The organism is Salegentibacter sp. BLCTC, from assembly GCF_015143665.1.
GTDB classification, from domain to species: Bacteria; Bacteroidota; Bacteroidia; order Flavobacteriales; family Flavobacteriaceae; genus Salegentibacter; species Salegentibacter maritimus.
Genome location: NZ_WYEW01000001.1, coordinates 69,830 through 91,010, shown reverse-complemented (window position 1 = coordinate 91,010; position 21,181 = coordinate 69,830). Strand labels below are relative to the sequence as shown.

General features: G+C 33.9%; 26 protein-coding genes, 2 tRNA genes and 1 pseudogene. 11 read left to right on the top strand and 18 right to left on the bottom strand.

The genetic code is table 11. The features are described 5' to 3' along the window. Positions 1–17: 17 nt before the first annotated feature. The 13 genes from GUB10_RS00455 to hutH all read right to left on the bottom strand — a co-directional run bounded on the left by GUB10_RS00455 (position 18) and on the right by hutH (position 10,133). Positions 18–389: a hydroxymyristoyl-ACP dehydratase gene (locus GUB10_RS00455; RefSeq protein WP_193709482.1), complete on the bottom strand. Its 372-nt coding sequence runs from the start codon at positions 387–389 to the stop codon at positions 18–20. A gap of 67 nt (positions 390–456) precedes the next feature. Next, the gene (locus GUB10_RS00450; protein WP_193709481.1) at positions 457–1,077 is read right to left on the bottom strand and encodes an outer membrane lipoprotein carrier protein LolA; all 621 of its coding nucleotides are present in this window, start codon (positions 1,075–1,077) and stop codon (positions 457–459) included. Further along, on the bottom strand, positions 1,064–1,630 hold the full coding sequence (locus GUB10_RS00445) for a polysaccharide deacetylase family protein (RefSeq protein ID WP_370591064.1): 567 nt from the start codon (positions 1,628–1,630) through the stop codon (positions 1,064–1,066). Before GUB10_RS00445 ends, GUB10_RS00450 begins: the two co-directional genes overlap by 14 nt. Positions 1,631–1,823: 193 nt before the next feature. After that, positions 1,824–2,882: a beta-ketoacyl synthase N-terminal-like domain-containing protein gene (locus tag GUB10_RS00440; protein WP_193709479.1), complete on the bottom strand. Its 1,059-nt coding sequence runs from the start codon at positions 2,880–2,882 to the stop codon at positions 1,824–1,826. Continuing rightward, positions 2,872–4,062 carry a beta-ketoacyl-[acyl-carrier-protein] synthase family protein gene (locus GUB10_RS00435; RefSeq protein WP_193709478.1) on the bottom strand — a complete coding sequence of 397 codons (1,191 nt, stop codon included), beginning with the start codon at positions 4,060–4,062 and terminating at the stop codon, positions 2,872–2,874. The genes GUB10_RS00440 and GUB10_RS00435 overlap by 11 nt, the downstream gene beginning before the upstream one ends. 3 nt (positions 4,063–4,065) lie before the next feature. Further along, the gene (locus tag GUB10_RS00430) at positions 4,066–4,323 is read right to left on the bottom strand and encodes a phosphopantetheine-binding protein (RefSeq protein WP_193709477.1); all 258 of its coding nucleotides are present in this window, start codon (positions 4,321–4,323) and stop codon (positions 4,066–4,068) included. Beyond that, entirely contained in the window at positions 4,298–4,918 is a 621-nt protein-coding gene (locus GUB10_RS00425; protein WP_193709476.1) for a hypothetical protein, read from the bottom strand. Before GUB10_RS00425 ends, GUB10_RS00430 begins: the two co-directional genes overlap by 26 nt. Continuing rightward, positions 4,919–6,058, bottom strand: a complete 1,140-nt coding sequence (locus tag GUB10_RS00420; protein WP_193709475.1) for a beta-ketoacyl synthase N-terminal-like domain-containing protein — start codon at positions 6,056–6,058, stop codon at positions 4,919–4,921. Then, positions 6,058–6,477, bottom strand: a complete 420-nt coding sequence (locus GUB10_RS00415; protein WP_193709474.1) for a thioesterase family protein — start codon at positions 6,475–6,477, stop codon at positions 6,058–6,060. Before GUB10_RS00415 ends, GUB10_RS00420 begins: the two co-directional genes overlap by 1 nt. Positions 6,478–6,479: 2 nt before the next feature. Next, on the bottom strand, positions 6,480–6,929 hold the full coding sequence (locus GUB10_RS00410) for a hypothetical protein (RefSeq protein ID WP_193709473.1): 450 nt from the start codon (positions 6,927–6,929) through the stop codon (positions 6,480–6,482). A gap of 11 nt (positions 6,930–6,940) precedes the next feature. Then, on the bottom strand, positions 6,941–7,819 hold the full coding sequence (locus GUB10_RS00405; RefSeq protein WP_193709472.1) for a lipid A biosynthesis acyltransferase: 879 nt from the start codon (positions 7,817–7,819) through the stop codon (positions 6,941–6,943). 3 nt (positions 7,820–7,822) lie between these two features. Then, positions 7,823–8,554: a 3-oxoacyl-ACP reductase FabG gene (gene fabG, locus GUB10_RS00400; protein ID WP_193709471.1), complete on the bottom strand. Its 732-nt coding sequence runs from the start codon at positions 8,552–8,554 to the stop codon at positions 7,823–7,825. Positions 8,555–8,600: 46 nt separating this feature from the next. Continuing rightward, positions 8,601–10,133, bottom strand: coding sequence for a histidine ammonia-lyase (gene hutH / locus GUB10_RS00395; RefSeq protein ID WP_193709470.1), 1,533 nt, complete (start codon positions 10,131–10,133; stop codon positions 8,601–8,603). 120 nt (positions 10,134–10,253) lie between these two features. Between hutH and GUB10_RS00390 the strand changes: the two genes are divergently transcribed. The 3 genes from GUB10_RS00390 (at position 10,254) to GUB10_RS00380 (ending at position 11,976) form a co-directional block, all read left to right on the top strand. Continuing rightward, the gene (locus GUB10_RS00390; protein ID WP_193709469.1) at positions 10,254–11,492 is read left to right on the top strand and encodes an NAD(P)/FAD-dependent oxidoreductase; all 1,239 of its coding nucleotides are present in this window, start codon (positions 10,254–10,256) and stop codon (positions 11,490–11,492) included. Between the two features lie 146 nt (positions 11,493–11,638). Next, positions 11,639–11,721 (top strand) — tRNA-Ser (locus GUB10_RS00385). 180 nt (positions 11,722–11,901) lie between these two features. Next, a tRNA-Pro gene (locus tag GUB10_RS00380) sits at positions 11,902–11,976 on the top strand. A 133-nt stretch (positions 11,977–12,109) separates the two neighbouring features. Here GUB10_RS00380 and GUB10_RS00375 read toward each other — a convergent pair. The 4 genes and pseudogenes from GUB10_RS00375 to GUB10_RS00360 form a co-directional block, all read right to left on the bottom strand. Continuing rightward, positions 12,110–12,223: pseudogene (locus GUB10_RS00375) on the bottom strand (transposase); the annotation flags it as partial. Between the two features lie 27 nt (positions 12,224–12,250). Beyond that, a complete protein-coding gene (locus GUB10_RS00370; RefSeq protein WP_227740262.1) occupies positions 12,251–13,159 on the bottom strand; it encodes a polysaccharide deacetylase family protein in 909 nt (302 codons plus the stop codon). Between the two features lie 219 nt (positions 13,160–13,378). Further along, positions 13,379–14,074 (bottom strand): hypothetical protein, encoded by a 696-nt coding sequence (locus GUB10_RS00365; protein ID WP_193709467.1) that lies wholly within the window; start codon positions 14,072–14,074, stop codon positions 13,379–13,381. Positions 14,075–14,253: 179 nt separating this feature from the next. Continuing rightward, positions 14,254–14,706, bottom strand: a complete 453-nt coding sequence (locus GUB10_RS00360; RefSeq protein WP_193709466.1) for a DUF1569 domain-containing protein — start codon at positions 14,704–14,706, stop codon at positions 14,254–14,256. Between the two features lie 243 nt (positions 14,707–14,949). Between GUB10_RS00360 and GUB10_RS00355 the strand changes: the two genes are divergently transcribed. The 8 genes from GUB10_RS00355 (at position 14,950) to GUB10_RS00320 (ending at position 20,354) form a co-directional block, all read left to right on the top strand. Further along, positions 14,950–15,495: a hypothetical protein gene (locus tag GUB10_RS00355; protein WP_193709465.1), complete on the top strand. Its 546-nt coding sequence runs from the start codon at positions 14,950–14,952 to the stop codon at positions 15,493–15,495. A gap of 177 nt (positions 15,496–15,672) precedes the next feature. Then, the gene (locus tag GUB10_RS00350) at positions 15,673–16,248 is read left to right on the top strand and encodes a hypothetical protein (protein ID WP_193709464.1); all 576 of its coding nucleotides are present in this window, start codon (positions 15,673–15,675) and stop codon (positions 16,246–16,248) included. Between the two features lie 73 nt (positions 16,249–16,321). Beyond that, positions 16,322–17,428: a YCF48-related protein gene (locus GUB10_RS00345; protein WP_193709463.1), complete on the top strand. Its 1,107-nt coding sequence runs from the start codon at positions 16,322–16,324 to the stop codon at positions 17,426–17,428. Positions 17,429–17,605: 177 nt separating this feature from the next. Further along, positions 17,606–17,932, top strand: a complete 327-nt coding sequence (locus tag GUB10_RS00340) for a DUF4870 domain-containing protein (protein ID WP_193709462.1) — start codon at positions 17,606–17,608, stop codon at positions 17,930–17,932. A 10-nt stretch (positions 17,933–17,942) separates the two neighbouring features. Then, a complete protein-coding gene (locus GUB10_RS00335) occupies positions 17,943–18,548 on the top strand; it encodes an SIMPL domain-containing protein (RefSeq protein ID WP_193709461.1) in 606 nt (201 codons plus the stop codon). 9 nt (positions 18,549–18,557) lie between these two features. Then, on the top strand, positions 18,558–18,941 hold the full coding sequence (locus tag GUB10_RS00330; protein WP_193709460.1) for a hypothetical protein: 384 nt from the start codon (positions 18,558–18,560) through the stop codon (positions 18,939–18,941). 54 nt (positions 18,942–18,995) lie between these two features. Further along, positions 18,996–19,901 (top strand): hypothetical protein, encoded by a 906-nt coding sequence (locus GUB10_RS00325; RefSeq protein WP_193709459.1) that lies wholly within the window; start codon positions 18,996–18,998, stop codon positions 19,899–19,901. A 45-nt stretch (positions 19,902–19,946) separates the two neighbouring features. After that, positions 19,947–20,354, top strand: coding sequence for a hypothetical protein (locus GUB10_RS00320; protein WP_193709458.1), 408 nt, complete (start codon positions 19,947–19,949; stop codon positions 20,352–20,354). Between the two features lie 161 nt (positions 20,355–20,515). Here the strand turns inward: GUB10_RS00320 and GUB10_RS00315 are convergent, their stop codons facing one another. Beyond that, a complete protein-coding gene (locus GUB10_RS00315; RefSeq protein WP_193709457.1) occupies positions 20,516–21,172 on the bottom strand; it encodes a hypothetical protein in 657 nt (218 codons plus the stop codon). Between the last annotated feature and the right edge of the window lie 9 nt (positions 21,173–21,181).

Here is a 21,181-nt window from a genome sequence, read left to right as displayed (position 1 = left end):
GGCAATACGCTAAACCGCTAAGATTCAAGCTTTTTGTAAAAAGAATTTATTTTTAAAGATATACCCTCTAAATTCCTGGCTATTCCTTTAAGTTTTATTTCCCCATTAGTTTCTTCAATTTCAGATTCCAGGTTTAATACAGCGTCTTTATTGGGGTCTACCACAGCCATAAATTTTATATTACTCCCTTTTTTAAATTCCAATGTACAGCCACAATTGCGCTCTACCTCTTCCTTAAATAATTGCATTAATATAACACCCGGGGTCACCGGTCTTCCGGGAAAATGCCCGCTGTAAATAGCGTGTTTTTTATTAATTTCAATCTGGGTAATATTTTTTTTGCCTTCCTGCTTTGTACCCAATACAGAATAAAAATCTTTTAATAACATATTATGGTTGGTTGTTGATGTATTGCTAAGGTATAAAGAAAATTGAGGTTTTCAGATTATACAAGATTTAAGGTTGAAATACAGAGGTGGGAATTTTTTTATTTAATTCCATTTTCTTGAATTCAATAACTGTTGCGTCGCCAGATTCTTCAATCAAACTTACTTTTTCAACTAAATTCTCTCTGTTAAACTTCATTTGTATTTCGGCGAACATTTGTTTTAAATGACTGTCTTTAGGAACAATAGAAGTGATTATATAATTATTCTCTTTAAGATAAGAAAAATTGAAATTTTCAGTATCATCAAGTAAGTTACCGTTAATACTTCCGGTTATTAATTTCGCTATTTTACCAAATAGTTTATTTGAAGTAGTATTTCTTACACTTTTATCACCGGCATCATTAATGTGCAATTCATTACCGACCAATAAAATAACATAATCTTGTGGCTCTTTATATTCCCACTTTAGTTTGTCGGGTTTTTGATAAAATATCTTTCCATGACTCACAGTTTCATCTGTGATCATCTCCATTTTCTTTGTCTGTACAAAATTAGCCTGTAAAGTCTCCCGCTCATTAGCTTTAGCAGTTACATCTTCCCGAAATTGATCAATTTCGGCTTTAGAAAGTTCTTGTTGTGCAAACAAGTTAAAGCTACAAAACAGCAATAAGAGATTAAGAATACGCATTAATTTTCAGTAATTTATCGGGTCTTACAACCTCGTAATTATTTTGTTCCAAAAATACCAACAACTGTTCCAGTATTTTAACGGTTTTAGCATTATTATCGTGCAAAAGAATTACCGCCCCGGGTTTTATTCTTTTTTTAATCCTGTTTAAAATAATTTCTTCTGAAGAAAGCACCGCATCAAAAGATCTTATACTCCAACCTACCGATTGCAAACCGGTTTCTTGAAGCGCTTTTTGGGTTTTGGGACTAACTATCCCAAAAGGAGGCCTGAACAAATTCATCTTTATCCCAGCAGTTTCTTCGGCTATTTTATTGCACTCCTGTATTTCCCAAATCATTCTGAAAACACTTAATGCCCCCATTTTACGGGTATGGGTATAGGTATGGTTACCAACAAGATGACCCGCTTTAATGATCTCTTTAAATATTTTAGGCTGTGCTGCTATATTTTTTCCAATACAAAAAAAGCCGGCCCTACACTTATATTTAGCAAGAACTTTTAGTATTTCCAGGGTAATTTCAACCGGGCCATCATCAAAAGTAATCGCCACTTGTTTCTTATTTAAACCTGGATTTTCATTAAACGATTTCACAAAAAAATTAAACCGAACATTGGTAGACACCGTTAATAAAAAGAGAAGGTAAAAAACTATAAAAGCCAACACATATATAAATGATGCGAGCCCAAAAAAAGCTAACACCAAACCTGCAAACAACAAGAGAATAATTATTGTGTTTATAATTCTAAACCGCACTTAGTAAAATTAAACTGTGATCACGTCCAAGATACTGATTGTATATTAGAATATTCTTTATTTTTCCCGGCCTAAGCGTATTTAGTTTCATTACCGAAGAAATACTTCCGCTTTTTAAATTTTTACAGGCCAAATATACTGCAAATCCCGAGGCTGTATCATAATCGCCCACCAAATGCTTATAACCCAACTGCAGGGTGTTTTTAAACAGGCTGTCCTGAAGAATGCTATAATAATAATCGTATCTGTTATCCCCATTCTTACCTAAAACTATGGCGTCTATAGCATCTATCCCAAGGTTATTTTTATGAAGGAAATTTTCAACTTCGGCATTTATTTGTTCTGGTTCAATTGAATTTTTTATAGAAATATCCTTAAATTCTGCATAGCAATTGCCGCTTTTTTCTGTTGAAAGTATAAAAAAATGTGCTCCTTCTGAAGTGATGGTGCCGGCAGAAGCTTCTTTGAACAAATCTAAATTATGAATTTTACCCGTTTTTAACTGGCCGTCCAGGTTTCTAAAGCCTGTTATTTTCTCTGAAAGCTCGTCTACTCCCCCAACCAACACCGATTTCTTTCCTGAGGTTTCCAAAAACTGTAAATAGGTATCAAACAAAGCACTTTCTAAAGAAGCCGAATTTTGCGTATAGGTTAGATTGTAATTTTTACATCCAAGATTTAAAGCAATTTGACCTCCAACAGTATTATGGGTAGATTGAATAAACGAAGTTGGGGTTACTAATTGCTCATCCTGGTCTATTAAATTTTCAAGAAACTTTTCGGTGTCTTGTTTGCAGCCCTCCCCGGTGCCTGTGATAATGGCATCAGGATTTTCAATTTCAGCTTCCTGTAAAGCCATCTTTGCTGTACTTATCCCCATTTTTATAGCTTTAGACATTCGCCTTAAAGCCATTGGTTTTATATAGTCCTTATAATTTGGTGAAATTGCCGGAAATATAGATGTATAATAAGAAACCGGGCTTTCTTCTTTATCTGTGCTTTGAGCCGTAATACTGCTAATACCGTTTATATAAATTTTAGGCTTCATCTTTAGCAAAAATTAAAGAGGTACAATTGCCACCAAACCCAAAAGAATTTGACAAAACAAGATTTAGTTTCTTTTGCTTTACTTCTGTAACCGGTTTTAGCCCGGTTTCAGGCATTGCTTGTGAGAAATTAAGATTTGGATATATTTCCTGCTTGCTCAGGCTTAACAAGCTATAAACGGCCTCTAAAGCCCCGGCGGCGGCAAGGCTGTGGCCAGTAAAAGCTTTGGTTGAACTAAAATCTGGAATACCAGCCTCAAAGATTCGTTGTATCGCCCTACTCTCAGATAGATCATTATTTTTAGTAGCGGTACCATGCGCATTGATGTAATCTATTTCCCCTGGAGTAATCCTAGCCGATTTTATCGCTTCCTGCATCGCTAAATAGGCACCATCCCCACTTTCGGAAGAAGCGGTTTGATGAAACGCATCATTAGCATTGCCATAACCTTTAAGCCTACCTAAAACAGGCTTCCCATTTAGTATATCTTCGGCTTCCAGAACCAAATAGGCCGCACCTTCCCCCAGGTTGAGCCCATTGCGATGCTCATCAAAAGCCCGGCACGGATTATTGGATAGAATCATTAGAGCATTAAAGCCATTTAAAGTAAACTTTGTTAGACAATCGGTGCCACCAACAATTACCCGTTTTAATTTACCTGCTTTAATCATCCTGGCCCCCAGCATAATTGCGTTGGCACCCGATGAACAAGCGGTACTAATGGTACTTACAAAACCTGTAATTCCAAAGTATTCGGCCATTTTTTCAGTAGTAAAACCCGGGTGCTGTGAGCGGATAAAACGTTTATTTTCGGCTTTACCGGCAACAAATTCTTCAAAATGATTTTCGGTGGCATCCATACCACCTACACTGGTTCCCGAGATAAAACCTGTTTCATCATCAATTTTTATCCCTGCCTGCTCAATGGCTTCTTTGGCAGCCAAACTACCCAGTAATGCAGCACGTGTAAAATTATGATTTTTAGGTAAATTTAAGTGTTTTGAAAGGGTTTCGTTAGCGATTTTAATCTCTGCCACCGGTATATTTGTATGGGTAGTTTTTAAAAATTCAGAACAACCAATACCGCTGTTCGAAGCTAGCAGCGACCTATAATTCTCCTCTATATTGTTGCCAATAGCAGAAATAATCCCCATTCCGGTTACGGCAACCCCTTTATTCATATATTATTTGGTTCGGTTAGCTTCAATAAATTCTGCCATACTATTTACAGACTTAAAGATTTCACGACTTTGAGCAGGATTTGTAAGTTTTATTCCATAATCTTTTTCCAAAAGCACAATAAGTTCTAAGGCATCTATAGAATCCAGTCCTAATCCGTCACCAAAAAGCGCTTCATCGTTTTTAATATCGCCCGGTTCCATATCTTCCAGGTTAAGCTGCTCGATAATACTTTCTTTAAGTTCGGCCTGTAGGTTTTTCATTTTCAGCAAAATATATTTTTTTGAGATTTTCTTCGGAAAAAGGAATATTTATTTCCCGAGAAACCAGGCACAAAAATACATCATATTCCTCATTTTCCAAGTCTAACCAACCACAAAGCACTTCGGGTGCCTTTCCTGAAGTCAATAAACTTTCAGAATAATTCTTAAGTAATTCAGCATCAAAACTATCTGAAACAAAAAATGCATTTTCGCTCTGCAGTTTAAATTTTATACTAATTTCTCCTAAAACAATATTGGGTAGCGTATAAACAAAAAGTGCAGGGGAAGCAAAACCTGAAATACTTTCGTGGAATTTCCTATCAATATCAAGGCTGGACGCGTTATTTGAAAAAATAAGTGCAGTATCTGTTGAAATTTCCTTCCCTCTAAAAAGAATTTCTGTTCCCAAAATTCCCAATTTCGATAGATTATCCATTTTGTGGAATTTAGGATATTTCAGTTCTAAAAAGTCATAAATAGATTTTAAAAAGGTGTTGAGGTCTTTCTCTGAAGAGGAGAAAATTTCATTTTTAGAATTGAAAACCTTTCCGCTTTTTATTTTAACCCAATCTTTTATGTAGAAATCCTGTTGCATTTATTCCTTTTTAAAAACCAAAGCCAAATTGCAGCCTCCAAATCCCGAAGCTGTTTTTAGGGCGTATTTAATTTCTTTCTTTCTATACTCCTTAACTACATTCAAAGGCCAGGAAACACCTAACTCACCAAAATTTTTAGAGCTATATAATTCATTTTTCAGCATAGCATGTTTAGTGACAATACTTTCTATTAAGGCCGAGGCCCCCAGACTGTGCCCGTAATAAGCTTTTAAACTGTGCACTGGGGTATCTTGTAAAGCAGATCTATGAAAAGCCTGGCTTTCCATTTCGTCGTTATAAATAGTGGCTGTGCCGTGCGCCGATAAAAAATCTATGTCGCTTGCAGAAATTGAAGCCTCTTTTAAGGCTTTTTGAATGCTTTGATACAAACCTTCCCCGGTTCTGGATGGTCCCGAAATATGGTTGGCATCATTTGCCGTAGCATCGCCAATTAATGCAATATTTTCAGATGTTTTTGGTTTTTCTGTACTCACTAGCATAGCTGCTGCTGCCTCGCCAAGGCTAATTCCGTCGCGATCTTTGGAAAATGGCTTACAAGGTTTGGGACTTAAAGCCTGAAACGAATTAAAACCGGCAACCACAAAATCGCTCACCAAATCACCGCCAAGCACTATGGCATTTTTAATTTCTTCTGTATTTCCTAATCGTTTTGCCACAGCAAGGCCCAGCCCACCGGAAATACACGCATTAGAAATTATAATTACTTCTTGAGTGAATCCGAAAAATTGGCCAATAGTTTTTGCCAATTCGCTAAGCTTTATGCGACTTTCAGAGAAACTACCGGGATCTTTTAGCAGATTTATATTTCCTTTAGTGGTGGTGATTATTAAGGCTGTTGTGGTTAAATCCAGGCCTGGATTTTTAGCCAGGACCTGCTGCACTGCAAGCAGCATCATTTTTTCAAGTTTGGTATATTCCTTTATGTCTCCAATATCAGCGAAAGCATTGTTTAATTGTGATTCGTCTATAATTGCGGCATAAAAAGCAGCGTTTGTAATCTTAGGCTTATGCTGTAGGCTCAATCCCGAACGTTCTTCCCGAATCGCCTTTATATTTTCCTGGGTAGAAAATCCCATGGGCGAGATAATTGCATCTTCTAGCAAGTAGAGTTTCTTCATTAAGGCAAGTTCATTTTCTTTTTCCAATCTAAGAAAAACGGCGGATTATTTAGGACTAACTCCCCTTTTTCATCTAGAAAAACCTGTAGGGTTTCCCCCGTACAAATTAATTGCTCTCCCTTATAAATTTTATACAAAAAATTAATTTTGGCTGCTTCAGAATTTTTAAAAGTGGTTTCTACCCTAAAAGAATCGCTGTATTTTAAAGGTAATTTATGCTCACAAAAAGATTTTACAATGGGAGTGGAATAGCCTTTGGCTTTGGCATCCAGGTAAGAAATACCGTGTTCCCTACCAAAGTCTTCCCGAGCTTCTTCAAAATATTTAAAGTAATTGCCGTGCCAAACAATTTGCAAAGGGTCGCACTCGTGAAACCTAACTTTAAGTTTTGTAATAGAGGTAAGGGATTTCTCTAGCATAACTAATCTACCGTAACAGTTTTCATCTCAGAGGTTGCTATAAGCTTTCCGTTTTCATCCAGGGTTCGCGCACCCACCGAAGTTACATTCATTATTTCATGCAATATTTCTACGTGGGTAATGAGTTTACTACCCGATTTTGGCAAATCCATAATCTCTACAGCTTTAATCGAACCAATAAATCCGGTTTTGGGTTTATCAAGACCGCTTAAAAACCCCTGATATCCCCTCCAAAGAGACATACTTTGTGCCATGTGTTCTATCAACCCGGGTTCAGAAAAAATACCGTTTTCAACCAAAATGTTATCTGTGGGAATGGTGAAACCCGTAGTTCCCATTTTATCATTATACTCCAATAAACTATCTACCATCACAAAAGGTGGCTTTTGCGGAATTAACTGCAAAATTTTATCCAATTCTAAAATAGGTTCTTTTAGTAAATTTTCTTCCATAGTAAATTAATTTAAATGAAATCGTTCCAATAATCGTAATAATTATACCACTGGTGCGGATATTTTTTCACCATTATTTCCAGGTTTTCAATATAAGCCTTTAATAAATTTTTCGCATCATTTTTCTCAGGATTATAAGGCCTGGCATAAAAATGATAATGAAAATTTTGTTCTCTCATTATATGCACAAATAGCACAGGAATATTATTACGAGCAGCCAGTTTAAAAGGTCCCTGGGGAAATTGCACGGCTTGCCCCATAAAATATTCAGTATAGGTTTTGGCCTTCGGGGTGTACCGGTCAGCAGCAAAAACAAGTAATTCGTTGTTTTTAAGTGCCTGGTTCATTTTAAAAATATGGGATAAATCGTCTTGTAAAACAATAAGTTTAATGGTCGATTTCCCGGTAACCGACTCCAGATAATTTTTGATTTCCTCATGCTCCAAATCGGTTACCACCAGGTTTATAATATTATGATCGTGTTTCTTATCGAAAAAATGTTTGGCCAGATTGAAATTACCGATATGTGCGGTAAGCAAAATCCCGCCTCTTTTTTGGTTTAATAAATTCTGAATATGTTGAATTCCGTCAAATTCAAAGGTGTACTTATGTTTTAATCCAGAAGCTATAGCCACCCGGTCCAACTGAATTCTTCCGAAAGTAAAATAACTTTTATAGATATTAAAAACAGCCCCAATTTTAGAATAACCAAGGTGTTTTCTAAATAAAAAATAAACGCTTTTGGTAGCGTTAAAAGCAAAAAACACAAAATAAAGGGCTACAAATAGAAGCACAAAATAGGACACATAAAGGCCAAAAGTTTTAATGATAAAAACATAAATCTTTAAACCCAGTACAGATCCGCGGGATTGTCCTTTCCAGTTTGCCATAATTTAAGAATAAAGCCCGCCATTTATATTAATGACTTCACCGGTAATATAGGATGCTTTTTTAGACGCCAGGAAACTTACCAAATTTGCTACTTCTTCGGCTTCTCCAAACCTATTTAATGGAATTAGCTTTTTAAGCTCTTTTTCATCAAAATTGGCGGTCATTTCTGAATTCACAAAGCCGGGAGCTACCGCATTTACGGTAACTTTTCTTTTTCCTATTTCCTGGGCTAAAGCTTTAGTTGCTGCGACTAATGCTCCTTTTGCCGCCGAATAATTTACCTGACCCGAATTTCCTTTTACACCCGAAAGAGATACAATATTTATAATTCTTCCGTAACGCTTCTTCAACATAGCTGTTAACAATGGTTGGGTAACATTATAAAAACCGTTTAAGCTTGTATTTATTACCGAATGCCAATCTTCAGGTTTCATCCACATAAAAAGTCCGTCGCGGGTTATTCCGGCATTATTTACAATAACTTCAATTTCTGCATCGGGATTATTTTTTTGGAATTCCACGATTCTATTTTCACTCGATTTCGCATCAGCAACATCAAATTGAAGTAATTCGCAATGTACTTTTTCTGCTTCCACCAATGCCTTTGTAGCCATAGCAGCCTCCAGGTTCGAATTAAAATTCAATAAAATATTATACTTTAATTCTCTGGCCAGTTCTATGGCTATTGCTTTTCCAATTCCGCGGGAAGCACCGGTAACAAGAGCGTATTTCATAAGGTTTTTGTTTCTGGGCAAAGCTTGGTTCAAGCTTAAACTTAGCTTAGTATACTTTGTTATTTTTAAGATATTCTTTTACCATTTTATTTATTCTATAGCCAGGGGTATCTGCTTTTATTTCAGGGATTATATGATTCAACTCTTCTAAAATAATTTTGGTTTTAGAAGAAAGTTTTGTGTCAAAATTTAAATAACGTAAAGCCTGAACAATAGTGATTATTTCTACCGAAAGAACTTCAAAAGCATTATCAATAACTGTTTTGGTAATATTTGCTGCATTAGTTCCCATACTCACAATATCCTGGTTATCGTTATTATTGGGAATACTATGAATGTACATAGAGTTGGAAAGTGTTTGGTTTTCGGCTGTGGTAGAAACCGCTGTAAATTGCGCTCCCTGAAGGCCAAAATTAAGTCCTAGTTTTCCAAGGTTTACAAAAGGAGGTAAAATATCGTTTAGTTTGTTGTTTAGCAGGTAATTTAGCTGCCTTTCGGCCAGCATAGATATTTTAGTAACTACCAACTTTAACTTATCCATTTCCAGCGCCACATAATCTCCGTGGAAATTTCCACCGTGATACACATGTTTGTTTTCTACATCTATAATAGGATTATCGTTAGCTGAGTTTACCTCTTCAATTAGGATTTTTGCTGTGTATTCTATAGTATCGTACGCCGGCCCTAAAATTTGTGGAACACAACGCAGGCTGTAATACTCCTGGACCTTTTCTTTAAAATACGTGTTTTTATCGGCCGTATCAGTATATAAATGCCGGTTGCGATCGCGGGTAAGCTTGCTATCTTTTAAATGATCGCGCATTTTATGTGCAATCTGTTGCTGACCAAGATGATTTTTGGCCGCATTAAGCTCTTCAGACAGGTGATCGTCATAGGCCTGTACAATTTCATTGATTGCTGCAGAACAAAAAACCGACCAGTTTAGCAGTCGCCTGGCATATATAATATTTACAATTCCAATACCTGTCATGGCTGAAGTTCCATTCATTAAAGCCAGGCCCTCCCTTATTTTGACTTTAATAGGTTCAAGGTTCTCGATTTTAAAAACTTCAGCAGTATCCTTACGTTTACCTTTATAAAAAACTTCTCCTTCCCCAATTAAAACCAGGGCCAAATGTGCCAGTTGCACTAAATCACCTGACGCCCCTACTCCACCATGTTCAAAAATTAAAGGTGTAATATTTCTATTAATAAGTTGCTGCATAAGTCTTGTTACAGACTTATGCACGCCCGATTTACCCAGGGAAAGGGTATTTAGGCGGGCTAGCATTAGTGATTTCACATATAAAGGATCCATAGGCTTTCCAGATCCTGAAGCGTGACTTCTTATCAAGTTATACTGAAGTTGAATTCGGTCTTTATCATTAATTTTATATTGTGCCATAGGCCCAAAACCCGTATTAACACCATAAATAACCTTATTCTTAGAAAACTCCTTTAGGAAGTTAAAACTGGCATCAATTGTTTCAATATTTTTTGAAGAAGACTGAATTTCAACATTTTCAAATAAAACCTTTTCAAAATCATCAAGGTTAAGCGTATTATCAATATGGAGCATAAGCTGCGTAACTATTAGGAATCTTAACAAATGTACTATATTTATGCCGTATTTTAAATGGATGCTTTTAGAATTGGAATTCGAAAAACAAAAAGAGTTTCAGTTGGCAAATCTTAAAAAATGGAAAAGCTTCAAGCACAGGTTTTAATTATTGGTGCCGGCCCATCGGGAATGGTTGCAGCAGGATATTTAGAAAATAATGGTATAGACTGTTTGGTAGTAGAAAAAAATTCCTTTCCTCGTTTTAGCATTGGTGAGAGCCTATTGCCAAAAAGCATGGAAAACTTTAAAGAGGCCGGATTATTAGAGGCCCTTAAAGCAGCAGGTTTTCAAAAAAAATATGGTGCCCGATTTATAAAAGCTGGTAGAGTTGGAGAATTTGATTTTTCTGAAAAATTTGGTGAGGGTTGGAATTGGACCTGGCAAGCTCCAAGAGCCGACTTTGATATGGTTTTAGCTGATGAAGTTCAACGAAAAGGTGTAAAGATTTATTTTAATGCCGAAGTACAACAGGTTGATTTTAAAGAGAAAACAGTTTTAACTAAAATACTTGCAAACCAGGAGAAAGAAATTGAAATTAAAGCCAACTTCATTATTGATGCGAGTGGAAACGGCCGGGTGTTGGCCAATCAGTTAAATTTAAACTCGTCTCCGAAAATTACCGGAAATTCTTCCATCTTTACCCATATTAAAGAAACAAACAGGCCAAAAGGCAAGGAAGGTGAACTTATTACTTTTGAAGTTTTAGATACGAAAACCTGGTTTTGGTATATTCCCTTTTCTAACGGAAATACAAGTCTGGGCTTTGTTGGAAATAACAATTGGTTTTCAAGTTTCAGCGATAATAATTCTGAAGCTTTTACAGCAATGTTTAAAAAACTGGATTATTATAAAACTCGTTTTAACGACTACCCGTTCTTATTTGAGCCGATAAAGTTACCTAACATTGCTAAAGGAGTAAAAAAAATATACGGAAAAAACTATGCTTTAACCGGAAATAGTGCCGAGTTTCTAGACCCTATATTTTCATCGGGGGTTGCTTTTGCTACAGAGTCTGGGCTTAAAGCCGCAAAATTAGTAAAACTTGAAATGGCGGGGGAAAAAGTTAATTGGGAGCAAGACTATGCTAAATATATGGAAAACGGAATTTCTGTCTTTAGTACGTATGTAAAAGAATGGTATACCGGAAATTTGCAAAAATTATTTTTTCATGAAACGCCCAGGACTGAAATAAAAGAACAAATTTGCGCTGTTTTGGCCGGGTATGTTTGGGATAAGGAGAATCCATTTGTAAGAAATCACAAACGAATAATTCAAAATATTGCCTTTTTAATAGATAGCGAGAGTGTAAATATGTAATTTTTTCCAGGCTTAAAATTCTGATGTCAAAGCGATTAAAAAGAAGCCTTAAATTTATTGCATTCTTTAAGCTTAAAAAGTTTGGAAGGTATGTAAGTAAAAGCTACATTTGCAACCGCAAAATCGTTTGCAAGTTCATTAACAATGGAGAGGTGGCAGAGTGGTAATGCAGCAGCCTGCTAAGCTGTCATCCTTTTTGGATGCCCGGGTTCGAATCCCGGTCTCTCCGCAAGATTTTTTAGTCTGCGGATTATTATTCTCCTTTTCTAACCGAAAAGATAGGGATAATCTTCCTCCGTCTCCCGGATTGCTTTTAAAGAGTATTTTGGATCGGAAAGGCTAAAATTTCATTCAGGAAAATATTTAGATATTTCTCCGGTTATCGCGCCGAGCGCGATTAACAAATACTCGGGGTGTAGCGTAGCCCGGTTATCGCGCCTGCTTTGGGAGCAGGAGGCCGCAGGTTCGAATCCTGCCACCCCGACAAAACTTCTTTAAAAGGATATAAAAACACTGTTAATCTATTGATTTTCAGTGTTTTTTTTGTTTTTAAGCAAATAATTTTTCAAGTCGAAATAAGAAGAAGGATCAAGAACATTTTCTGGGTTTTTGCTTTTTTAAGCAAATAATTTTTCGAGTCTAAATAGGAAGAACTCGGTATTTCTTACTCCTCTTAATTGTGCTCTAAAGGCTTTTATTTTGGCATTTAATGATTCTGTAGAGGCATTGGTGCATTATCAGCTTTAACACCATATATTTCATTTGTTGTTTGCATTAGCCTGGTTCACCAGTCTATTATATAAATTAATGATTCTATCCATATTTGGTTCATTTTTCATCCAATACATTCTTTCATTTTCTGTAGAAATCCACCTATAAAGCCAGGATATTCCTCCTTTCTTATAGTAATGTGATTCTTGCTCATAAACTTTATCTTCAAGTGACTTTTCAAGAGTGACGAGATTGTTTCCCTGTTTTTTGAGCTTATCAATTATTTCAGGTAGATAATTTTCATTTATTAAGTTGTCGTGACATAAATAAATCTGATTGATTTTTCTACCATAAAGACGAGTAGAAAGAGAATCAAAAAATTGGAAATACTCTAATGTTTTATTGACATATAATTTTCCTATTTGTGCAGCTGATTTAAAATCAGATTTTTCTAGATAGTGTTCGTATACATAATTAAACATCCAATCAGAACTCTCTACTGTAAAAGGTGTAGAAATGTATTTTTTCTTTTTTAAAAACGCATCAATCTGTTTGTGTTGAGTGGTATCTTTACCTAAATCATTGTAAGGAAATCGGAAATATTGAAGTGGTTTGTTGTATACTTTAGTCAACTCCCTTGTTATGCCCTCCCCTTTCTCAATATCAAGCTTGAAAAAAGGATATCCTATTTCTGAATATCTTGAATGACTGAAAGAATGATTTCCGGCGGTTACATAATCTCGTTGAATCCAATTGTTTAATAATTCAAAGTTCTTATTTACTGAGTCAGTCTTATAAATTAATTTTTCATTTATAAAAATAGCAATTGGTATTCTTAGTGAATCTAATTTTTGTAACAAAACGGATTGATAATTGTTCTTTTTAAAACTTCTCGTATTTGGAACATCATCAATAGTTATAGAAATATTAGTTTGAGCATGAATGGGAAAGCTCATAAAGATTAAAACTATTATTCGAATATGTTTTATGTTCATTTAGTTTTTTAAATATTTGAAAGGTTATTATAGATAGCCTTTCTGTAATTAAATTTAATGTTTATCAGTTAAACTTAAAACCTGACAATTCCCAATATACTGAGACAGCCTCTCCTAATTTAGCTACTGAGATAGTGGATTATGGTTTAATTACATTTATACATAGTTACTTAAAATACTTTATTTTTCATTGTCAATAAGCCAAGGTTCTTTAAATTCCGCCGCTTTTGTCAATTCCTTTTTTAGTTCTTCTCGGTCTAATTCAAATTTCGAATATTCTGATCGCTCATAAAGTAGGTTATAACCCGACTGATTAAGTCCATATTTTACTAATGTATAAAAATCGGATTCCGCTTTTTTTAAATTCAGATTATCCCTGTTTAACTCAATTTTTAAAAGATCAACTAAAGTGTCATTTACAAAGTGATTTTCATAATTCAGTTGGTTTTTATCAGATTTCGTTGAATTAATCTCTTGAATAATCACATAAACAATTGAATCATTATTCTCTGCCCTCCTACGATTCCAAAATTCAGCGTAATATTCTTCTTGAATTTCAGGCATATCATAGATCAATTCCAAACTATCGATTAGATCCTCAAAGTTTCGTTTTATATAAATATCCTGAATTAAAAATTCGTTTTCATAATTCAAAATCAGGTTTTCAAGTTTGCTATATCCAATTTTTTTAAATGATTCGTGAACCATTTTTAGATTTTCAGGTTTTCTAATCCAAGAGTTCTTTGTCCAGTCTCCATTTCTCAAACTGAAGAATGAAGTTTGGTTTTCTGAATAAAACTGCAATTCTGATTGCTTGTCCTTTTTACAGGACAGAAATAGAAAAATTGGAAGTAAAATTGTTAAGAGTTTGTTCATTTTCTATTATTATGCGAGGTCTCGTATAATTGGCACTTAGGGATTTAAAATTAATATTTTTAAGAAGCACATCTGTAAGTAATTCCAAAACAAAATCGGTAAAGCCAATCCCGATTTTGCTGTAGATTTAGTCGAATATAACATAATTGTAGTTATATTTTTTTGTGCATTAGCTTTTTTTATATTCCAAATTGCCTTAAATGATGGTCGGTGTGTTTGTAAACTAATATTCCTATTTGCTCTTTTGTCATTCTGCCAAAAAAATCGTGGATAAAGTCAGAGTTGTTGAAATTTTCGTATTCCTTAATTAATGAGATCCAGTGTGACTTTTCAGGTTCGATTTTGCCAGTCAATTCCTTAACCTTAAACTGCTCGGAAGTGGGAATATTTTTGTCAAAAGACTTTTCATCTTTTATCATTTTGTTTAAAGCTATTTTTCCAAAAATTTTTCCTAAAAAGGTCTGTTTATAGGTATGATTTTCTTTTCCAAGAATCCATTTGTTCCAATACGTATTGTGCTTAAGCATTTGGATAGAATTCATTTTACCCCATTCAGCCTTATGATCTTCACTTATTTTCTCAATTCTATCGATTAGTTCTTCCCGAATATTCTTGTTAAAAATTGTTTTCATTTATTCAATTCTATTTAATCTAATTTACTTGGTTATGTCTAGTTTAGACTTATCATATGCCAAGAAGTTTTTGGTTCTTTTTTAATATAAAAACAGTCGAAGCCTGGTGAACCTAATTTACTAAAAGCTGCAAACCAGCACAGGATTTCCATATGAGACAGATTTAACATTGTTCTTATTAACTGTTAGAATTTCGTGGAGTCATTAGATGACTATATTTGTTTATAGCTTAAAACAATAACAATGCGTCAGCTTATAGCCATCATTATTTCATTTTTCATGTTTTCCTGTATTCCAATAAGGGTAGCACCTAATATTGAAAAAGATAAATTAGTTAAAGCAAAAAAATTCAAAAGAGACCTTCCTCGTAAATATGGTTTCGTTTTTGAGGACCCAAAATATTCTGATGAGTTTTATAAATTCATTAATGCAAAGTATGATTTAGGGTTTATTAATGTTGAATCAAATATTCCGGTTTCTATTGATAACAATACCTATTTCCTTTCATTCTACGAAAGGGAAAGAGTTTCTAAAACAATTAATTTGATTCCGATTGCTATCGATGCCGGTCTTAAATCAAAAGGAAATAGCACAATTCTTGAAGATGCCCATACATCCCGAACCGGCCGTTGGTATTTAATTTTAATTGTTACTGATAATTCATTTAAAGACTGTTTGAACCCAAATTATCCCAATCAAAACAAAATAATAGAATACCTTAGAGATCTTAAGAAAGAGTATTTAACCACTCATAACTATATTGAGACTGTGCTAAAAAGAAACGATTGATTAGTCATAATATTTATCGCTAACCTTTCAACAAATATTAAAAATGTAAACGCTTTGTATATATTATTTCTACGGTTGTAGACGATTTGGTAATGTAAAAGAAAAGTAAGGGAGAGCATTCTGTTTAGTTTTGCCTAAGGTGTTATTAGAAAAACAGAAATCGTAAAACTTAAAACTATGGAAGAAATAAAATTACTTTTTTTTATATTAAGTTCTTTCTTTAGCATAGAAAACGAACGGATTGCAGCCGATAAAACTGAAGTTCGTATTTTTCCCCAGGAGCAAAAAATAGAAATTTTTCAGGAAAACCTATTTGCATTAATTCAATCAAAAAATGATGAAGCCCTTGTTTTAAAGCAATGGGATAGTCTTTATAACTGGAAACAAAATAAGACACCCTGGTCAAAAGCATTAGATAATTTTCTTGTAAAAGATCTAAAATTTACTCCTGTAAAAATGACAACACAACCCCATAAGGTTTTAATAAGGCCATATCTTACACTAAAATACAAGAGTACAAACGATTTGTCCATTATGGGAATTTGGTACAATTCTAAAAAAAATGAATTCTACATAAATCATATTCCAGGGCACAATATAAAAAGTAAAAATGGCCGGCTTCAGGGTAATTATTGGGTCTTTAGTGCCAATGATACTATTAACTTTACGATAGAACCCTTTTTAAATTTAAATGATAACCTCAAAAGCTCAAAGGTATCTTTACAGGAGCTATTAAGGAAGCATAAAAAGTAAATCGTCTTAAGGATGTCTTACCAGTCTCCAATTATCAAATTACACCAATTATTTTAGTCAGGATTTATAAAGCATGGCCAAAAATTATATTATTCTATTCATAGCATTAATAGCAACTCTCTTTTCGTGTTCAGAAAATAATTACATCAATATAGAAGAAGCTCCCGAAATAGAATTTAGTAGCCTTAATACTATTAACCGGGAGAAATATAGTTTTACAAATAAAGTTAGTAAACAGAATGTTTCTATAATTAACAGTGTAGAAAAAACAGGATTTCACTTTTATAACAGCTTTAAATTTAAAACAGAGGATATTGGTGTTTTGGTTGGAGGAACAGGATTAAGGGCTAGAGTTACTCAAGATGGTGGTGGTTCCTGGCAGGAATTTCGTTTTTCAAAATTCGCAAATACCTTTCATTCAGTTGCATTTTCCGGTCACACCATTTTTATTGTTGGTGAGAGTAAATATATATTCAAAAGTAAAGATTTAGGAAAAAACTGGAGTGTTTATAATTCAGAATTTCTTTTTGAAGATAAAAATTCTCTTTCAAAAACTGACTTCTATAAAATTCGTTTTCTTGACCATAAAATTGGCTTTATTGCAGGAGAGCGCAACAATAAGCCCGTTATATTAAAAACAAATAATGGAGGAAAAAGTTGGGAAATTTTCAATAATAGCGAAGCATTAAAAAATAGTGAAGCCATAACAGATTTTCATATAAGTTCCGGTGAAGAATTAAGTATTGTAACATCTCGTGGAGAATATTTTGTAACAAAAAATGGAGGTTCTAACTGGGAACTGATTCTCAAAACAGTAGCATTAAACTCCATTGCATTCAAAAATGCAAATAGGGGTTTTGTAGGAGGGGTAAATGGTACACTTCTTTACACCCATAATGCTGGAAAGAACTGGAACAAAATTGCAGTTCCGGAAAACCCAAATATTACAGATATTACTTTTACTAACAAAAAAGCCCTAATCACTACCTCCAAATCATTTTCTAAAAATAGGGCTGAATTTGTCTATGAAATAGATGAAAACAGAAAGAAAGTCTCCCCTTTTCTAACAAAAACAGATAAAGATGTTCTGTTCATAGGCGATTCTTATGCAATTGATGCTTTAGAAAACAATATTTTCATTCTAGATAGGAATAACTTGTACAAAACATCCGGCAAGTAGGGTCTAATTTTTTTATTGAATATGAAAGCTTACAGCCTCCAGTATAAGGCAATATTAGATTATGCAGATGTTATGTAAACTATATATATAAACTTGTAGACACAGTGTAGCTAACCAAAATAACAAGAAGATTGGCAAACCTTTAAATTCGCTATAAAAACTTAAAAACAATTAATTATGAGTGTAAAAACTATTTCAATTGTATCTTACCTTACCATTATAGGTTGGACCATTGCTTACTTTTCCAACAAGAACCAGGATTCAAAAAGTGAACTCGCTTCGTATCATCTTGGGCAAAGTATGGGCATCTTCATTTTTGGCGTTATTCTAAATATAATACTTGGGTTTATCGCAAATGTTTTTTCTTCTTCGGGTGTTATATTGTTTTTATTAGGACTAGTCCCACTTATATTTATCATTTTAGGAATTATCACAGCCAATAACGAAGCTTTAAAACCCGTCCCAATCATAGGAACCTATTTTGAAGGAAAATTTAACTTTTAAATCATTTATTATGAAAAATATGCATTTATCATTCATTCTTTTGTTTACAGTATTTATTGCTTCGGCGCAAACAAACCCACAATATATAGAAGCTGCCGGACAAACTACATACCAAAGAGACGTGAAGCATTATGAAGCAACCATTAGAATAAGCAACACAACCACCTATGGAAATGATGCCGAGCTTGCATTAGAAAATAGGAAAACGATTTTTTTACAAAAATTAGATCAACTAGGCTTAGACAGAAATCAGGTTCAAATTGGCAACACCGCTAAAAATGAAGGTTCTGAAAACAGACAACATACTGACTATGTGGTAGAAACAACCGATGAAAATGAAATAGAAAAAATTCAGTCTTTAGGAAAGATAGACTCGTGGAGTTATAAGCTGCATGAAAAGGTTATTTACAAACCTCTCACAAATAAATCAGATATAATTAGCAAAGCTTTAGAAGATGCAAATAGAAATGCAGAGGTAATAGCTAATGTAATAGGGCAAAAGATTGGTAAAATACTAGTAGTTTCCGATTATAATTATGAAGAAAGACCAGACTCAGCATTCTACACAAAAGAAGACCGTACCTATCGTATTGTAGTACGTTTTACCATAAATTAGAAATCCGTGATGCATAGAAATAAAAAAATAGAGCTTCAGTATTTACCCAATTTCAAAGAAGAAGAAATGGAGGTTCTCCTAATCGAATACGAGCGGTATAATAAATTTAGTAATTCAGTAAAGATCCCCCTTATTATTCTGTTGCCGGCTGCAGGCATTATGCGTAGTATAAAGAATAGGTTACCAACAAACATTCTGGTTGTTATTGCTATTGTTATACTTTTAGTATTAGCTATTTGGTTAATTGTTATTGCCAATAGAATAATTAAGCAAAAAAGAATTGTGAATAATAAGCTTAAAGCAATGGCGAATGCTCAGCAATACCCTTTTAATAAAGTAAAAAAAGAGTTTAATGTCCTGGTAAGAAAAAATTATAAAGGTTCCAAAATATAATCATTCCTTATAAAGGCAACCTCATTTCACAAACCGTGTTCTAAAAAAGCCAAAATGATAAACATTTTTAGCAAAAAAGATAAAAATATATGTATTTATTGTACACAGCAAGATTTAGAAATCAACGGGGTTTCTATTGAATATCCTATTCAAATAAATAAACTAAAAAGACTTTTTGGGAAGCCCAACCAAGTGGTGACCGATGAAAAATATACTTTTAAGAAAACCTATGTTTGGGATTCTCTGGGAATAAAGGCATTAGAATCGCTAGGCTCTATACATAGCATTCAATGTATCTACTCAAATAGCAAAAGATTAAAAAATGCACCAAAAAAGCTTTTTAAGGGCACATTGTTTCTTAATAACAAATTGTTTGTTATTGAAGAACAGGAAACTATTGAAAAAAATTATTTGCAAGGCTTTTGGAATGTGGGCAAACTACAACTCCCCGATGATAACAAGGCTTTTGCTGTGAATATTTGGTATAATAAATATTTTAAAATACCGGAAAATAAGTACAAAATACAACCTCTAAACGAACCCGAAATCAATTTTACCGACTTTAACTTTAAGCTTTGCATTCTCCAAATTTTGATGTATGAAAGAGAACTCCTTTTACCCAAATTTGACATCTATGAGTTTATTAGATGGTATAAAAAGCGATCAATAAATACTGAAGAAGAACGATTTGAACCAATCCCTGAAGCATTAGACTACTTAAAAAAGCTCCCAATTCCCATGAGGTTTGCCGGTGAAATTACCGAAATATATCAGGATGGTGGTAATGAAATTTACTTGAATACCTGTTTGGAATGCGAAGGTTATGAAGACTATTGGAACATTACAAGCATTGATGATTTAAAACACTTCCCAGATTTAAAAAAAGTTACATTGTGCTATGCAAAAGACAATATTATAGCTGAACTTATTGAAATGGGAGTTGAAGCAAAATGGCTATAAAAAGACCAGCTAATTTTTTAATATAGTTTTAGTCGATAGATTAATATGAGTAGATTTTGGAGCACATTTAAATTGATTCACAATCCTTTAAAGGATAAAAGGAATAAAAAGGATGAAATCAAATCAACCTGCCGGGATCTTAAGTGTTCAAAATGTGGTAATACGGCTGCTAAAATTGAGATTGTTGAGCCAAATGCTTATCCAAAGGATGCTGTTAACTGGAATATTAAGGACTATGAGCTTTATGAAAAATATCGAGATTTCAGCTTAAATTACTTACTATACACCGGGCCAGGTGGTAGTAATGGGTATATTGGAGATCCAATTGATTTGAATCGGAAAAAAGCCATAATTGATGCTTTTACCAAACCCTACAACTCTATTAAAATTAGGCAGCAGTTCTATGATATGGCTGGTTTTTGTGCTATGTGTAATAAATTTTATTGTAGTTAACACTGGCACACCACGACTTCTGAATATGGAAAATGCCCCGAAGGGCATCATAAATCCCTGGATCCCCATTGGTCTCCTGATATTGAATAATAAAATATATGCTAAATGATTCTAAATTAGGACACGGCACTTTGAAAAGGAATATAATTAGAGCTTTACTTTTAAGTTAAGTTAGCCAAAAAATCATCCAGGTCAATATCTTTACTCAAACCAAATTTTTGTTTTAAACGATATTTAAACATCCTAACGCTTTGAGGTTCTATATGTAAGGCTTGTGCAATCTGCTTTGTAGTCATTTTTAAGTACAGATAGGTACAATATTTTAGATCTAAGGGTGTTAGTTTCTTTACAGCCAATGCATTTAACTGATTAAAAAAATCGGGATGAACTTTTTGTATTTGTGTTTTAATATTTTCAAAATCAGCAGCCAAAAGCATTTCTTCCTTTAGTAACTTTTGTATTTTTTTTGTATCACCTTCCTGAATATTCGATTTTATTTGTTGCAACATATCGTTTTTGTACTCGATAAGTAAAGAGTTTGCCAATGATTCTTTTTCTAACTGTTGCTGCTTAATATTTAAAAGTTCCTGTTCGGCCTTTAATCTGGACTGCTCTTCCTTTTCAAATTTTAGCTTCAAATTTGCCCTATGTTCGCTTTCTTCTTTTTCCCGTTTCAGTTTTTCTTCACGTTCAATAGAATACTTTAACTTAAAATGATAAGATACAAACATAAATACAAGCCCAAAAAGCAATGCAATCGCAATGCCACCATAGAGATAATTTTGTCTTTTTTGAAATGTTTCGCGTTCCTTCAGCAATTTTAGCTG

Bases quoted from the DNA above. Each gene is read 5' to 3' on its own strand.
- GUB10_RS00455 (WP_193709482.1), bottom strand. From the start codon at position 389: ATGTTATTAAAAGATTTTTATTCTGTATTGGGTACAAAGCAGGAAGGC.
- GUB10_RS00350 (WP_193709464.1), top strand. From the start codon at position 15,673: ATGGAAGAAATAAAATTACTTTTTTTTATATTAAGTTCTTTCTTTAGC.
- GUB10_RS00425 (WP_193709476.1), bottom strand. From the start codon at position 4,918: ATGCAACAGGATTTCTACATAAAAGATTGGGTTAAAATAAAAAGCGGA.
- GUB10_RS00355 (WP_193709465.1), top strand. From the start codon at position 14,950: ATGCGTCAGCTTATAGCCATCATTATTTCATTTTTCATGTTTTCCTGT.
- GUB10_RS00420 (WP_193709475.1), bottom strand. From the start codon at position 6,058: ATGAAGAAACTCTACTTGCTAGAAGATGCAATTATCTCGCCCATGGGA.
- hutH (WP_193709470.1), bottom strand. From the start codon at position 10,133: ATGCTCCATATTGATAATACGCTTAACCTTGATGATTTTGAAAAGGTT.
- GUB10_RS00370 (WP_227740262.1), bottom strand. From the start codon at position 13,159: ATGAGCTTTCCCATTCATGCTCAAACTAATATTTCTATAACTATTGAT.
- GUB10_RS00390 (WP_193709469.1), top strand. From the start codon at position 10,254: ATGGAAAAGCTTCAAGCACAGGTTTTAATTATTGGTGCCGGCCCATCG.
- GUB10_RS00330 (WP_193709460.1), top strand. From the start codon at position 18,558: ATGCATAGAAATAAAAAAATAGAGCTTCAGTATTTACCCAATTTCAAA.
- GUB10_RS00365 (WP_193709467.1), bottom strand. From the start codon at position 14,074: ATGAACAAACTCTTAACAATTTTACTTCCAATTTTTCTATTTCTGTCC.
- GUB10_RS00450 (WP_193709481.1), bottom strand. From the start codon at position 1,077: ATGCGTATTCTTAATCTCTTATTGCTGTTTTGTAGCTTTAACTTGTTT.
- fabG (WP_193709471.1), bottom strand. From the start codon at position 8,554: ATGAAATACGCTCTTGTTACCGGTGCTTCCCGCGGAATTGGAAAAGCA.
- GUB10_RS00360 (WP_193709466.1), bottom strand. From the start codon at position 14,706: ATGAAAACAATTTTTAACAAGAATATTCGGGAAGAACTAATCGATAGA.
- GUB10_RS00410 (WP_193709473.1), bottom strand. From the start codon at position 6,929: ATGGAAGAAAATTTACTAAAAGAACCTATTTTAGAATTGGATAAAATT.
- GUB10_RS00340 (WP_193709462.1), top strand. From the start codon at position 17,606: ATGAGTGTAAAAACTATTTCAATTGTATCTTACCTTACCATTATAGGT.
- GUB10_RS00430 (WP_193709477.1), bottom strand. From the start codon at position 4,323: ATGAAAAACCTACAGGCCGAACTTAAAGAAAGTATTATCGAGCAGCTT.
- GUB10_RS00335 (WP_193709461.1), top strand. From the start codon at position 17,943: ATGAAAAATATGCATTTATCATTCATTCTTTTGTTTACAGTATTTATT.
- GUB10_RS00435 (WP_193709478.1), bottom strand. From the start codon at position 4,062: ATGAATAAAGGGGTTGCCGTAACCGGAATGGGGATTATTTCTGCTATT.
- GUB10_RS00345 (WP_193709463.1), top strand. From the start codon at position 16,322: ATGGCCAAAAATTATATTATTCTATTCATAGCATTAATAGCAACTCTC.
- GUB10_RS00405 (WP_193709472.1), bottom strand. From the start codon at position 7,819: ATGGCAAACTGGAAAGGACAATCCCGCGGATCTGTACTGGGTTTAAAG.
- GUB10_RS00440 (WP_193709479.1), bottom strand. From the start codon at position 2,882: ATGAAGCCTAAAATTTATATAAACGGTATTAGCAGTATTACGGCTCAA.
- GUB10_RS00415 (WP_193709474.1), bottom strand. From the start codon at position 6,477: ATGCTAGAGAAATCCCTTACCTCTATTACAAAACTTAAAGTTAGGTTT.
- GUB10_RS00325 (WP_193709459.1), top strand. From the start codon at position 18,996: ATGATAAACATTTTTAGCAAAAAAGATAAAAATATATGTATTTATTGT.
- GUB10_RS00320 (WP_193709458.1), top strand. From the start codon at position 19,947: ATGAGTAGATTTTGGAGCACATTTAAATTGATTCACAATCCTTTAAAG.